Below are 13,431 nucleotides of genomic sequence, written 5' to 3' on the forward strand. Positions count from 1 at the left end.
TGCGCTTCGTCATCCTCGGGCTTGTCCCGAGGATCTTTCCACGTCGGGGCTGAATTGAACGACAGCATATGTTCGGGGCAAGCCCGAGCACGACGGCCGGTGGGCTTTCACAGTACCATAAACGCAAAACGCCGGCTGTTCAGCCGGCGTTTTCAATTTCAGGATCGTCTTCGATCAGTTGTCGAAAAATTCCTTCATCCGGGCAAAGAAACCGGTCGATTCCGGATTGTTCTCCTTGGACGAGATCTCATCGAACTCCTGCAGCAGTTCCCGCTGACGTTTGGTCAGCTTCTGCGGCGTCTCGATACCGATCTGGATATAGAGATCACCCGTCTGCGACGAACGCAGAACCGGCATGCCCTTGCCCTTCAGGCGGAACTGCTTGCCCGCCTGAGTGCCTTCAGGAACAGATACACGCGACTTCGAGCCATCGAGCGTGCCGACGTCGAACGTGCCGCCAAGGGCGGCCGTCGTCATCGAGATCGGCACGGCGCAATAAAGATCTGCACCATCGCGCTGGAAAAATTCGTGCGGCGTCACCGACAGGAATATGTAGAGATCGCCCGCCGGGCCACCACGCGCGCCAGCCTCGCCCTCGCCCTGAAGGCGGATACGAGTGCCATCCTCGATGCCGGCCGGGATGTTGACCGAGAGCGAACGCTCCTCCGTCACGCGGCCCTGGCCATGGCATTTCACGCAAGGATCGGTGATCGTCTGGCCACGGCCGTGGCAGGTCGGGCAGGTGCGCTCGACCGAGAAGAAACCCTGGGAAGCGCGTACACGACCGGATCCCTGGCAGGTGCCACAGGTCTTCGGCTGTGTGCCGGGCTTGGCGCCCGAACCGGAACAGACATCGCAGGTGATCGAGGTCGGAACCCTGATCTGCGCGGTCTTGCCGTTATAGGCCTCCTCCAGCGAGATTTCCATATTGTAGCGGAGATCGGCACCGCGTTCGCGACCACCCGACGAACGCCTGGCGCGTCCGCCGCCCATCATCTCGCCGAAAATGTCTTCGAAAATATCCGAGAAACCGCCCTGACCGCCGGAGAAGCCGCCACCGCCGCCGCCCATGCCGCCCTGTTCGAAGGCTGCATGACCATAACGATCATAGGCCGCCCGCTTCTGGGGGTCCTTCAGCGTTTCATAAGCTTCGTTGAGTTCCTTGAACTTATGCTCGGCTTCCGCATCGCCCGGATTCTTGTCCGGATGGTACTTCATGGCCATCTTGCGGAAGGCGCTCTTCAGCTCCTTCTCGTCAGCCGATTTGGCGACACCCAGGATTTCGTAAAAGTCTGCTTTGGCCATTCAGGTATCCGGCTCCGGAAACGTAGTCCGGCTGCACGAGGCAGCCGGAACTTTTAGTCGACTATCTTGAGGCTTCCGTCAACGGAGGCCCTTATGCCGACTTCTTATCGTCCTTGATTTCCTCGTAGTCGGCATCGACGACACCGTCGTCCTTGCCGCCTTCGGAATCACCACCTTCAGCCTGCTGGGCCTCGTAGATGGCCTGACCGAGCTTCATGGAAACTTCCATGAGGGTCTGGGTCTTGGCCTGGATGTCATCGGCATCCGGTTCGGAGGCTTCAACCGAGGTCTTCAGGGCGGCAATAGCATCCTCGATCGACTTGCGGTCGGTCTCGGTTACCTTGTCACCATATTCCTGAAGCGACTTCTCGCTGGAATGGATCAGGCTTTCGGCCTGGTTCTTGGCTTCGATGCCAGCACGACGCTTCTTGTCGGACTCTGCATTGGCTTCCGCGTCCTTGACCATCTTTTCGATCTCGGCGTCGGAAAGACCGCCGGATGCCTGGATGCGGATCTGCTGTTCCTTGCCGGTACCCTTGTCCTTGGCCGAAACCTGGACGATGCCGTTGGCGTCGATGTCGAAGGTGACTTCAATCTGCGGCATGCCGCGCGGTGCAGGCGGCAGGCCGACGAGGTCGAACTGGCCGAGCAGCTTGTTGTCCTGGGCCATCTCACGCTCGCCCTGCGAAACGCGGATCGTCACGGCCTGCTGGTTGTCGTCAGCAGTCGAGAAGGTCTGCGACTTCTTGGTCGGGATCGTCGTGTTGCGGTCGATCAAGCGGGTGAAGACGCCACCGAGGGTTTCGATGCCGAGCGACAGCGGGGTCACGTCGAGCAGCAGAACGTCCTTAACGTCACCCTGCAGAACGCCGCCCTGGATGGCTGCGCCAAGTGCCACGACTTCATCCGGGTTGACGCCCTTGTGCGGCTCCTTGCCGAACAGCTGCTTGACGATTTCCTGCACCTTAGGCATGCGGCTCATGCCGCCGACGAGAACGACTTCGTCGATCTCGGCTGCCGTCAGGCCGGCATCCTTGAGGGCTGCCTTGCACGGAGCAACGGTGCGCTGAACGAGATCGTCGACCAGGCTTTCGAACTTGGAACGGGTCAGCTTCATCGTCAGATGCTTCGGACCGGACGCGTCAGCGGTGATGAAGGGCAGGTTGATTTCGGTCTGCTGCGAGGACGACAGTTCGATCTTGGCCTTTTCGGCAGCTTCCTTGAGGCGCTGCAGGGCAAGCTTGTCGTTCTTCAGGTCGATGCCCTGATCCTTCTTGAACTCGTTTGCGAGATATTCGACGAGACGCATGTCGAAGTCTTCACCACCGAGGAAGGTGTCGCCATTGGTCGACTTCACTTCGAAGACGCCATCGCCGATTTCGAGAACCGAGATATCGAACGTACCGCCGCCCAAGTCGTAAACGGCGATCGTCTTGCCGTCCTTCTTGTCCATGCCATAGGCAAGGGCTGCAGCCGTCGGCTCGTTGATGATGCGCAGAACTTCAAGACCTGCAATGCGGCCGGCATCCTTGGTTGCCTGGCGCTGAGCGTCGTTGAAGTAGGCCGGCACGGTGATGACGGCCTTTTCGACCTTTTCACCGAGGTAGGATTCCGCAGTTTCCTTCATCTTCTGAAGGATCATGGCGGAGATCTGGGCCGGGGAATAGTTCTTGTCATGCGCCTTGACCCAGGCGTCGCCATTGTCACCCTTGACGATATCGAAGGGGACGAGGCCCTTGTCCTTTTCGACGGTCGGGTCTTCAAAGCGGCGGCCGATCAGGCGCTTGACTGCGAAAAGGGTGTTGGTCGGGTTGGTCACTGCCTGGCGCTTGGCCGGCTGACCGACGAGACGCTCGCCGTCTTCGCTGAATGCGACCATGGAGGGCGTGGTGCGCGCGCCTTCGGCGTTCTCGATGACCTTCGCGTCCTTGCCGTCCATGATGGCGACGCAGGAGTTGGTGGTGCCGAGGTCGATGCCAATTACTTTAGCCATGTCTTCTCTCTCCTTTAAGCGAACCGTCCGGACCCCGAGAGGCATTCCACTGACAGTTCCTCGAATGGGATGGTCTTAATTCTTCGCAGCAATCGCTGCTGTCATGCGGCGTATATAAGGACGGGTTTTTCCGACTGCAAGGCAGGAAATCACCAGCCTTCGGGCAAAAAACGGGTATTGCCCATTGGTTCTTTCAGGAAGCCTACTGACCCATGATCACATCGAGCAGCGTGGTACGTCTTGTCTGCTGCGGCTGGTAGACATGACCGCCATCACCGCCCACCTCGCCAGGAGGCACCGGACCGCCGCCGACATTGCCCGGAGGCACCGGCGCTTGCGAATCATAGGTGCCGCGATACTGGCGATAATCACGATATCCACCCGCCTGCTCGGCGTTGGAATTGCCGCCGTCGCGGTACTGGCGGGCCGGCCTGTTGGTATAGACCGTGTTGCCGTTGCCGGTGTTGCAGACAGCATTATCCCCATAGGCACAGGGTACTGCGCCGCGCGGCTGGGGGGCCGCCTGCGGGTAGGGCTGCGGTTGTGCCGGCTGGGTGCGCCGCTGCGCCGGATCGAGCCCCGCCTGGGCTGGCGCCGGATAGGACGGCTGCTGCCCCGAAGGCTGATCAGGCGCCAGTATCGCGTCCTGACCCGGAGCCTGCGGCGCCGCAGGGAAAATATCCTGAGCGGAATTCTGCTGAGACTGGCCCGCCCCCGGCATGATGCCGGAAATAATCTCGCCGATGCTGGTCGATGGCGACTGTGGCTGCTGCTGGGGTGGAGCGACAAGGCCATTGTTGAAGCCGAACAGTGGCGTCGGCGTATACCCCTTCATCGCCGCGGTCATATATTCCTTCCAGGCGCGCGCCGGCAGCGTGCCGCCGGTGACCTTCTTCATGTAGCTGCCATCGTCATTGCCGAACCACACGCCGGTCGCCATGACGCTGGTGAAGCCGACGAACAGGGCGTCGCGGGAATTCTGCGTTGTGCCCGACTTGCCGGCCGCCTGCCAGCCGTCGAGCTTTGCCCCCTTGCCGGTTCCCTCGCGGATGACGCCGGCCATCATGCTGTTCATGGTGGCCGCGATCGGCTCGCTCAACACACGGGGCGGATTGCTATAATCTGCCTCGTAAAGAACCTTGCCATCAGGATCGGTGATCCGCTTGACGATATGTGGGGTGGCCTTGTAGCCGCCATTCATGAATGCCGCATAAGACGAGGTCAGCTCGACCAGCGAGACTTCCGACGTACCAAGCGCGATAGAGGCATTCGGCTGGATATCGGAATCGACGCCAAGCCGATGGGCCATCGCCACCACCTTTTCGGGACCGACCGCCATGACCAGCTGGGCGGCAACTGTGTTCAGCGAGTGGGCAAGAGCATAGGAGAGCGGAACGGGACCCTTATATTCCTTCTCGTAGTTTTCCGGCGTCCAGTTGCCGATCTTGACCGGCGCGTCGTTGACGACCGTATCGGGGCCATAACCTGCCTCCAGTGCCGAGGCATATACGAATGGCTTGAAGGCCGAGCCCGGCTGGCGCTTGGCCTTCGATGCACGGTTGAATTGGCTTTCGGCATAATCTCGGCCACCGACGACTGCGCGGATCGCGCCAGTCGCATCGACCGAAACGAGCGCCGCCTGGGAGGCGTTGAGCTTGCCACCATCCTTTTTCAGCACGTCATTCAACGACTTGTTGGCGGCTTCCTCGAGCTTCGAATCAATCGTCGTTTCGACGGTGACATCGACCTTCGGTTCGCCGATCAGGCTCTTGACCTCATCGACAACCATGTCGGCGGCATAATGCTGCGGGCCGGACCAATAGCTTTTTGCCTTGGCCGGCGGCTGCGCCATCGCCGTCTTCAGATCACTGTCTGTGATATACCCTTCCTGGCGCATGGTGCCGAGCACGACCTGGGCGCGCTCTTCGGCAGCCTTTGGATCACGCGCCGGAGAAAGGCGCGACGGCGCCTTGAGAAGGCCCGCGAGCAGGGCTGCCTCGCCGAGGTTCACATCACGGGCGGACTTGTTGAAATAACGCCGGGAGGCCGCCTCCACGCCATAAGCCCCGGAGCCGAAAAACACCCGATTCAGATACATGGCGAGAATCTGATCCTTGGTGAACTTGTGTTCCAGCCAGAATGACAGGAGCACTTCCTGGATCTTGCGCTCGAACGTGCGATCCGGCGACAGGAACAGGTTCTTCGCCAGCTGCTGGGTGAGCGTCGAGCCACCCTGGATCGGCTGGCCGGTCAGATTGTTGACGAAGGCGCGCGCCAGGCCCAGCGGATCGACGCCGAAATGCGAATAGAAGCGCCGATCCTCGATCGAAATCACCGCCTGCGGCAGATAGGGCGACATTTCCTCCAGCGCCAGAGCCTCGCCGCCGGTGGCGCCGCGATTGGCGATCACCGAACCGTCGATCGCAGTGATCTTCATGTTCGGCGGACGATCAGGAATGGCCCAGCTGCTGGCGGCCGGCATCTGCGCGCCGTAATAGAGAACGAGACCGCCAATGCCGATCACGCCCCAGATGCCAAGCACGATGCACCAGTAGAATAGCCGGCGAATAGGTGCGAAAAAACCGTCACCGGAGGCCTGCGCCTTCTTGCGAGGGGCCGATTTTGCAGATCCCTTTTTGCCGCGCGGAGAAAGATCCGGCTCGCTGCGGGATTTCGACCGTTTGGCCGATTTGCGCTGGCCGCCGATACGGTCGTCCGAATCGAGACGAAATTCTTCCTCGTCATCCTGCGATACGTCGAAGGAAGGCTCTACGCGTCTGTCTGATCGGCCTTTGGCTGCCATATGGGCAGGCGGTCCCCCGTGTGTCTGCCGGCATTCAAGCGGGCTGCAAATCCGTCCGGTCTCCGCTGAACTTTAAATGCGGCGATTTAAGGAGGGGTAAAAGGCAAACGGTTGGTAAAGGCAATCACTTAAGCTTGCATGTTCTGCACCGGATCAGGCCAAAATTGCCTGCAAACCATGGCTTTTCAGATAATTTCAGATTTGATAATATCAGAAAATACTAAAGTATAGAGATCAGCAGATGCGAAGAAGAGGTTCGCCGCTGAAGGTCTCATGCGCTCAGGGAGGGAGCCATGAACAAGATCGTCGAAGCGGTCATCCGCACAGGTGACCGATGTGTGCCTGTTGGTCTCGTCAATCTCAAGCAGGCGATGGAGATGTCTGAGCGAACGTCTTACGAATTCAGCCATCCTGCCCACGAGGCGGGAAAAACCGACATCTTCATCAGCCGCGAGGCGCTGCAAAAGCTGATGTGAGCGCCGGAGACTGCCATCCGACCATATCAAGGGACGCAACACACAAGCAGGACGCGCATTCGTGATTTGGGCACGCTTGCGAAGCTTGCTATCGTCTAAGGCGCAACAAGCGAAAGGAGAATGGCATGAAAACATTTCTCGTCGCCGCCGCCGTCCTCGGCCTGACGTCCTCCGCTGCCTTTGCGGAATGCGCCGGCTACAAGGTAACGGCCTCGACAGAGGTGGACAAGACGTTCACCACTGCGAGCATTGCGACAGCTCCCGCATCGACGGAGTTGAAGCAGGCAGATCAACCGGCAGACGCTGCAGGATCCGCCACGGAAAGCCAGAAAGTTACTCAGTAACATCGCTCCGCGTCGGGCAGTCCGTCCGGCGCGGAGGCAAGCCATCTCGGCTCGCCGGATCAAGCTTTGGCCGACGATCCCGGCGGAACCTCCGGCGCTTGACCGGATTGTCTTTCCTCAACCGAGGAGAAAGACATGGCCAGACAATCACTCAATGCCGGCTTTACCGGCGACGTGGACGAAGACCAGCGCATTTCCAGCCGAGCAAAGACCGCCCTGGTCAGGGCGAAAGACGAGGCAGGCATGGTGGCGGCGCATGCAGCAGACCACCCGGCCGTCACCGGTTCCGCGGTCGTGGCCGTTGGCGTTGTCAGCCTGGCGCTTGGATATCTTCTTGGAGCGACGTCGGCATCGCGCCGCAGTCGCTGGTCATGATGCCACCGCGCCGTACGGCCGCGGCCGGATGGGAACCAAGTCGGCCGATCTCCGTTGGGCTTTCAGATAGCTGAAAGGAGGCACGAGATGCCGAACAGAGATCCTATTTCGACGCCGACATCAGATACGCCGCGGGGGCCCACGCCCACAGCCGGCATTCCCGACCGGGTGCAGGAAAAGCCGCCACTGACACCTGCGCAGGACAAGGGCGACAGCAAGAACCCGCAGGATCCGACACTCGATCCGGCGCTTTTGCCGATCGGGGATCCAGCCGGAATGGCTTGATGCGATAATCAGTATATTTCAGATATCGGGGCGTGCCTGCAGTTGGCAAAATGCCCCGATATGCGTGTGCGTGATAGGAAGCTCCTCCACGATAAGAACCCTCAAATTGTACCCGCGCTAACTTGTTGTTGCCATTTCGTTAACCGGATTCCAAATTGCGCGCCGGGGTAAGGACATTTCAATCGTATGCAGGTTTTGCGGATTAATTCGCATGCCTGCTGTTTTTTTGACTTGCCCTGAATAAATCGGACATTGCGGTCCGACCGTGGGCGCACGACCGGGAGGGTTTGATGCCGGCGCAATTGGTCCGAAATCCAGTCAATCCGGAGCAGCTCACCCTGCTTCAGGATGTTTTCGACGAGGCATGCCTTGAGCACGGGATCGACAAGTCCAGCCCGGATGCAGAAGCACTTGCCCTGATTCTGGTGAATTCCATGCAAAAAGGGTCGAACGACAAGGACCAGCTCGCAGCGCTGATCCAGGCGCTCGTCCAGAGCCGCTGATTGCCGCTTGCGGCATATCTTTCGCCTGGCGGGGAACCGAATGGCGGCTTGAAAGTTGAACGGTCTCCCAACCCCGATCATGGAGGCCGGCATGGCAGATTCAGTCAAGAGCTTTACCCCAAGCAAAATCCCTTCCTTCGATCATCAGCCGAGTGAAGATTCAGAGATCGCAGACGAGATCCAGGGCCTTCGCTCCGAAATTGCCAAGCTGAGCAGCCTGCTTTCGGAAAAAACGGGGCAGGTTTATGATCGGGTGGCCGATCGTGCCAGCAGCGCCGCGAATTACGTGTCCTCCGAGGCGAGCTCGGTTGCCGGCACGATCAAGGAGCATCCGGCCGCCACCACGACATTGTTCACGCTGATCGGCGCGGTCGGCTTTGCCATCGGCTATGCGGTCGCCACGGCGACGGTCGAGAACAAGCAGGCCTGGTATCAGCGTTATCTCGGCGACCGGTTCTAACCGGCGGAAAGCTCGTCAGTTTGCTGGGCGACGTCGATCCAGATGCCGCCCGTCAATTCAGCCATTCGCAGCGGTTCCATACGTACCGCTGCGTTGGTTGCACCCGCTGCCGGAACCACCTCGTCGAACCGCCGCAGCGAAATGTCGCAATAAATCGGCAGCGGCGTCGAAAGGCCGAAAGGGCATACTCCGCCGACCGGATGACCGGTTATTTCGACGACTTCCTCGCCTCCGAGCATTCTCGGTTTTGTGCCGAAGCGACTGCGGAATTTCTTGTTGTCCAGCCGCGCCATTCCCGCCATGACGATGATCATTATCTCGTCGCCGGCACGCAGGCAGATACTTTTTGCTATCTGATCGGGGATTACGCCATGAGCGGTCGCCGCCAGCGCCACCGTGGCAGAACTTTCCTGCGTGACGATGACCTCAATGTCCGGCGCTTTTTCGGCGAAGAAGGCTTCAACGGAAGATAGACTCATGACTATGACCATCTGCCATGAGCCGATTTTATGCAAGCACCACGCCAAGCCATGCGACAAGCGCATGACTGAGGTGCGGAAATATGGCTGTTTTTTGAGCGCCTCCGCTGTATAGTCAGATCATCGACGGACGCACTCCTCCTCCCAGCGTCCTCGATTGGACCGACAACACCTCCTCCTCCCGGTTGTTGGTCAGTTTCGGAAACCCGGCGCACCTCCTCCCGCGCCGGGTTTTCTGCGTTTTGCAGCTGAGCGTTGCCAAGACATGGACCCAGCAGCCTTTGCCCAGGATTGCAGGCGGCTTCTTATGGAATTGATATTCTTCTGCTTTTACCCGACTCTCTCTATAATTGCATAGCTCGATACGCGTTCACGCATCGGGACAGCAACAATCTTGACGGAAATCGGGGCAAGCCCTAAGTGCGTTCCATCGAAATTTGTTTGATGGCCAGCAATGGGCACTGCCTTACATGCGACGTTCTACTCTGCAAAGTTCGAAGTTTAATGTGTTCCCTCCGGCCTGCCGGGAGGAACTGTCGGTCATTGCAAGGAAAGGCATCGATATGGCGACGGGTACAGTTAAGTGGTTCAATGCAACCAAGGGCTACGGCTTTATTTCCCCGGATGACGGCAGCGCGGACGTTTTCGTTCACGTCTCTGCAGTCGAACGCGCAGGCCTGGGCCAGCTCGCGGACGGCCAGAAGCTTTCCTTCGAACTGGTCACGGACCGTCGTTCCGGCAAGGTTGCCGCAGACCAGCTGCAGGCTGGCTGATAAGACCGAGCTCGCGGCGGCCAGCGCCGCCGCGAGCATCCCCTACGACCGCCTTTTCCGGTCTTCGGCGACGGGTCTTGAAATGACTCTGGCGCCTTACCAAATACTCTCCAACAGCATTTCCGATACATTTCGCCGCCGACATCTTATGGAGCCGGCGGTGGATGTTAAGACGAATACGGGAAACCGTGCCGTTTCGAGGCAAAAGACAGAGCCGTTAGAGGTTTGTTAACCTGCCGCAGAGATGATGAAGTCACAAAGCTGCGCGGATCACATCGATCCTGAACGCAGCTGATCGGAATGCTTGCCCGTTTGACGTGACCACGGATGTACTGGCACAATAGACGGGATTGGAAAGGTCGGGCTTGCCCGGCCTTTTTTGTTTTTCGGCGCGGCCAGGATTGTGGTCCGCAGGTTTGGTTCCCCGCTGCGTTCGCGCGCACCTTGCTCTTCAGTTGACTTGCGACAATGAAGATCGCACACCTCCGTTTCCGAGCTACGCCTACGATTTTCGGTTCGCCGCGCTAGATCTTCATCCGACGTGCTATCGCGCACAAGGATGACGGAACGCATGGAAGAAAGCGGCAAGGCGGACAAACAACACTGGTTGCGCAAGGATGACCACGAAACGACCAAGGCGAGTTTTCCGGAGCTGTTCTTCGACCTCGTCTTCGTGTTTGCGCTGATCCAGCTGTCACAGACGCTCAATGCCGATTTCTCGTTCGGCATAGCCTTTGACGCGCTGCTCTTCATCTTCGCTCTCTGGTGGGTGTGGATCCACACGACATGGGTGACCAACCTGCTCGATGCCGAGATCGTCCCCGTCCGGCTTCTGTTATTCGGGCTGATGTTCCTGGGTATCGTGCTGGCGATCGCGCTTCCCAAAGCCTTCGACGAAGCCGGCCTGGTCTTCGCCCTAGCCTATTCCGGCATGCAGCTCAGCCGATCGCTGTTTGCGCTTTATGCGTTCAAGGGCATGGACGATGCGTCCTTCATGACTTTCGTGCGCATCACTGTCTGGCTGACCGTCTCCAGCGCGTTCTGGATCGCCGGCGGGCTGGCCGATCCCGATAGTCGCGCACTCTTCTGGATCGCCGCACTGGCGATCGAATATGCGGCTCCGATGTTCCGCTACTGGATGCCGGGTATCGGCGCCTCCCCGCCCGAAACGCTGGATGTCAACGGCGAACACCTTGCCGAACGTTGCGCCCTGTTCGTCATCATCGCGCTCGGAGAAACGATCATCACGACCGGCAAGACCGCCTCATCCCATGCCGATGACGGCGGGATCATCTTCGTCGTGCTGGTTTCGGCGTTTCTGACCACGGTGCTGATGTGGTGGATCTACTTCCACGACGGCCAGGAACAGGCGGCCGACAAGGCGGAGGAAACGAGCGAACCGCAAACCACGGCCGAGCATCTCTACACCTATGGGCACCTGCCGATCGTCGCAGGCATCATCCTCGCCGCCGTCGGGGAGGATTTCGCGCTCACCCATCCCCATGACAAGGGCGCATTAAACCACGCGTTGGCCATACTCGGCGGGCCGATCCTGTTCCTTGCCGGTACGTCATGGATGAAGATCGTATCGCTGAAAGCGGTGCCATGGCCTCATTGCGCCGGAATCGCGCTCGCGCTTGCCGGCTTTCTCGCGGTGCCGCATGTCGATAGCTATATGCTGCAACTGATGGCGGTGGCGCTGCTGATGACCGTCGCGTTCTGGGATTATCTGGCGCCAAAGCCGGCACGGCGCGTTTCCGGCTGAAGCACCGACACCATCAATAATGCGGCGGCCTGGTGATCGGCACGGCCTCGTGCGTCGATTCCTCAAGCGACAGAAAGCGTTCCGTCAACCGGTCGAGCTTGGCGCGGGTCTGCTCGACGACTTTCCATTGCTCGGCGATCTGATCGGAAAGCTCTTCTATTACCTTGGCCTGATGGGCTGCCAGCTCTTCAAGCTGCATCAATCTGGTGTCGTCGCTCATGCCGGCATCCTCTCGTCGTCAGCCCGGAAAGGCCTTTAACGAGCCATCTAGCGCATCGCCTTGAAAATCGAAACGACTTTCAAGGCGATGCGCAAATTCAAGGATGGGAACGTACCGATCAGGCGCGACGCCGCGGGCGCTCCTCATAACGAACGCTTACAGTGCCCGTTGTCCTGAAGCGACCGACCAGAGAAGCAAGGCTGCGGCTGATGCCGACAAGGCTCTGCGCCGAGGCATTGGTTTCCTCCATCAGCGCTGCATTCTGCTGGGTGATCTGGTCCATGCTGCGGATTGAGGCATTGATTTCATCGATGCCGGATGCCTGTTCCTGGGCCGACTGGGCGATGGAGGAAATGTGCTCGTCGATCGCCTTGACCCGCGTTCCGATGCCGGTCAGGGCCTCGCCGGCACGGTTGACCAGGCCGACGCCGCGTTGAACGTCACCCGCAGAACGATCGATCAGTTCCTTGATTTCCTTGGCTGCAGCCGCGGATCTCTGCGCCAGTTCGCGCACTTCCTGGGCGACGACGGCAAAGCCCTTGCCCTGCTCGCCGGCACGCGCCGCCTCGACACCGGCATTGAGGGCCAGAAGATTGGTCTGGAAGGCGATCTCGTCGATCGCCCCGATGATCTGGGTCATCTTCTGCGACGATTCGGCTATGTCATCCATGGCGGCGATCGCTTGATGGACCACTTCGCCATTCTTCTGCGTTTCGGCGCTCGATTCGCGAATGATGCCCTGGACTTCCCTGGTGCGTTTTGCCGCCTGGCCGGACAGCGCGGTGATCTGTTCGAGTGCCGCGGCGGTTTCTTCAAGCGAGGCCGCCTGCTGCTCGGTGCGCTTGGCCATATTGTCGGCCGCCGAGGAAATATCGCCGACTTCCGCCCGCACTTGATCGACCGACTGATTGATCTCTCCCATGGCCGCATCAAGGGCTGCGACGGAGGAGTTGTAGTTCTGCTTGAGGCCGGAAAAATTCGGCGCAAGCTGCTGCGAAAGTGCTGCCGTCAGGTCACCGGCCGCCAGGGTCTGCAAGGCATCGCCAAGCGCTGCAATCGCGCCATCCTGTTCCTGCTTGGCCGTGAGGCGTTCCGCCTCGACCTTCTTGCGGTCGCCCTCAAGCGCTTCCAGATAGACGGAGATGGCGTAGTCCATGTCGACCATGGCGGCCTTGACCACTGCGGAGAGATGGTCTGCGAGGACCGCCGCCTTCTTCCCGACGAAGAAGCCCTGCATTTCCTGTTTAATCACGGCACGGATGATGCCGTCGAGAATCAGTGCGTAACCGCCGATATACCAGCGCGGTTCCAGCCCAAGACGTGCGTGGGTCTTGCCGATAGTGGTCACCGCATCGACATAATCACCTTCATATCGGCCCGACGATATGACGTCCCAATGGCTGGCCTGCCTATCCTTTGCGTGGGCGATATGGCTCTCGCTGGAGAAAAACTTCGCCGTGTGGGGATGGGCCTTCGCCTTCTTGTAGAACGTGTCGAGTGCCGGTCCGACCGCTTCCTTTACGAGCGGCTGCACCTTGGCAAGATGCCGACGCTCGGCGTCGCCGAGCCCGACAAAGTCCAGCCTCTCCGCAAGTGCGGCCTTCTGATCCTGGCTTGTCATGTTTTCCCCCGATAGGATATCGAGCCGAC

Annotated in this window: 14 protein-coding genes; 8 read left to right on the forward strand and 6 right to left on the reverse strand. The window is 59.5% G+C overall.

Annotated features, from left to right (window positions below; genetic code table 11):
• Nucleotides 1-174: 174 nt before the first annotated feature.
• The 3 genes from dnaJ to AC2GXZ_RS11290 all read right to left on the reverse strand — a co-directional run bounded on the left by dnaJ (nucleotide 175) and on the right by AC2GXZ_RS11290 (nucleotide 6,101).
• Complete coding sequence (gene dnaJ / locus AC2GXZ_RS11280) at nucleotides 175-1,305, reverse strand: molecular chaperone DnaJ (protein WP_483759228.1); 1,131 nt, start codon at nucleotides 1,303-1,305, stop codon at nucleotides 175-177.
• 91 nt (nucleotides 1,306-1,396) lie between these two features.
• Nucleotides 1,397-3,298, reverse strand: a complete 1,902-nt coding sequence (dnaK, locus tag AC2GXZ_RS11285; protein ID WP_483759229.1) for a molecular chaperone DnaK — start codon at nucleotides 3,296-3,298, stop codon at nucleotides 1,397-1,399.
• 202 nt (nucleotides 3,299-3,500) lie between these two features.
• Nucleotides 3,501-6,101 (reverse strand): transglycosylase domain-containing protein, encoded by a 2,601-nt coding sequence (locus tag AC2GXZ_RS11290; RefSeq protein ID WP_483759230.1) that lies wholly within the window; start codon nucleotides 6,099-6,101, stop codon nucleotides 3,501-3,503.
• 293 nt (nucleotides 6,102-6,394) lie between these two features.
• Here AC2GXZ_RS11290 and AC2GXZ_RS11295 point away from each other — a divergent pair, with 293 nt between their 5' ends.
• The 6 genes from AC2GXZ_RS11295 to AC2GXZ_RS11320 all read left to right on the forward strand — a co-directional run bounded on the left by AC2GXZ_RS11295 (nucleotide 6,395) and on the right by AC2GXZ_RS11320 (nucleotide 8,544).
• Nucleotides 6,395-6,577 carry a hypothetical protein gene (locus tag AC2GXZ_RS11295; RefSeq protein WP_483759231.1) on the forward strand — a complete coding sequence of 61 codons (183 nt, stop codon included), beginning with the start codon at nucleotides 6,395-6,397 and terminating at the stop codon, nucleotides 6,575-6,577.
• 125 nt (nucleotides 6,578-6,702) lie between these two features.
• Nucleotides 6,703-6,921 (forward strand): hypothetical protein, encoded by a 219-nt coding sequence (locus AC2GXZ_RS11300; protein WP_483759232.1) that lies wholly within the window; start codon nucleotides 6,703-6,705, stop codon nucleotides 6,919-6,921.
• Nucleotides 6,922-7,056: 135 nt separating this feature from the next.
• Nucleotides 7,057-7,296, forward strand: coding sequence for a hypothetical protein (locus AC2GXZ_RS11305; protein ID WP_483759233.1), 240 nt, complete (start codon nucleotides 7,057-7,059; stop codon nucleotides 7,294-7,296).
• A gap of 87 nt (nucleotides 7,297-7,383) precedes the next feature.
• On the forward strand, nucleotides 7,384-7,581 hold the full coding sequence (locus AC2GXZ_RS11310; RefSeq protein WP_483759234.1) for a hypothetical protein: 198 nt from the start codon (nucleotides 7,384-7,386) through the stop codon (nucleotides 7,579-7,581).
• A 290-nt stretch (nucleotides 7,582-7,871) separates the two neighbouring features.
• Nucleotides 7,872-8,084, forward strand: a complete 213-nt coding sequence (locus AC2GXZ_RS11315; RefSeq protein ID WP_483759235.1) for a hypothetical protein — start codon at nucleotides 7,872-7,874, stop codon at nucleotides 8,082-8,084.
• 91 nt (nucleotides 8,085-8,175) lie between these two features.
• Nucleotides 8,176-8,544, forward strand: a complete 369-nt coding sequence (locus tag AC2GXZ_RS11320) for a hypothetical protein (protein WP_483759236.1) — start codon at nucleotides 8,176-8,178, stop codon at nucleotides 8,542-8,544.
• On the opposite strand, the gene AC2GXZ_RS11325 is transcribed toward AC2GXZ_RS11320, so the two are convergent.
• Nucleotides 8,541-9,023, reverse strand: a complete 483-nt coding sequence (locus AC2GXZ_RS11325) for a YbaK/EbsC family protein (protein ID WP_483759417.1) — start codon at nucleotides 9,021-9,023, stop codon at nucleotides 8,541-8,543. The two genes, AC2GXZ_RS11320 and AC2GXZ_RS11325, sit on opposite strands and share 4 nt — an antisense overlap.
• 563 nt (nucleotides 9,024-9,586) lie before the next feature.
• On the opposite strand from AC2GXZ_RS11325, the gene AC2GXZ_RS11330 reads away from it, so the two are divergent.
• On the forward strand, nucleotides 9,587-9,796 hold the full coding sequence (locus tag AC2GXZ_RS11330; protein ID WP_483759237.1) for a cold-shock protein: 210 nt from the start codon (nucleotides 9,587-9,589) through the stop codon (nucleotides 9,794-9,796).
• A 559-nt stretch (nucleotides 9,797-10,355) separates the two neighbouring features.
• Nucleotides 10,356-11,561, forward strand: a complete 1,206-nt coding sequence (locus tag AC2GXZ_RS11335; RefSeq protein ID WP_483759238.1) for a low temperature requirement protein A — start codon at nucleotides 10,356-10,358, stop codon at nucleotides 11,559-11,561.
• A gap of 13 nt (nucleotides 11,562-11,574) precedes the next feature.
• On the opposite strand, the gene AC2GXZ_RS11340 is transcribed toward AC2GXZ_RS11335, so the two are convergent.
• Together AC2GXZ_RS11340 and AC2GXZ_RS11345 are read right to left on the reverse strand one after the other, a co-directional pair.
• Nucleotides 11,575-11,781, reverse strand: a complete 207-nt coding sequence (locus tag AC2GXZ_RS11340; protein ID WP_483759239.1) for a SlyX family protein — start codon at nucleotides 11,779-11,781, stop codon at nucleotides 11,575-11,577.
• Nucleotides 11,782-11,899: 118 nt separating this feature from the next.
• Nucleotides 11,900-13,402 carry a globin-coupled sensor protein gene (locus tag AC2GXZ_RS11345; RefSeq protein ID WP_483759240.1) on the reverse strand — a complete coding sequence of 501 codons (1,503 nt, stop codon included), beginning with the start codon at nucleotides 13,400-13,402 and terminating at the stop codon, nucleotides 11,900-11,902.
• Nucleotides 13,403-13,431 lie beyond the last annotated feature (29 nt).

This window comes from Aliirhizobium sp. YIM B11859, assembly GCF_057163345.1.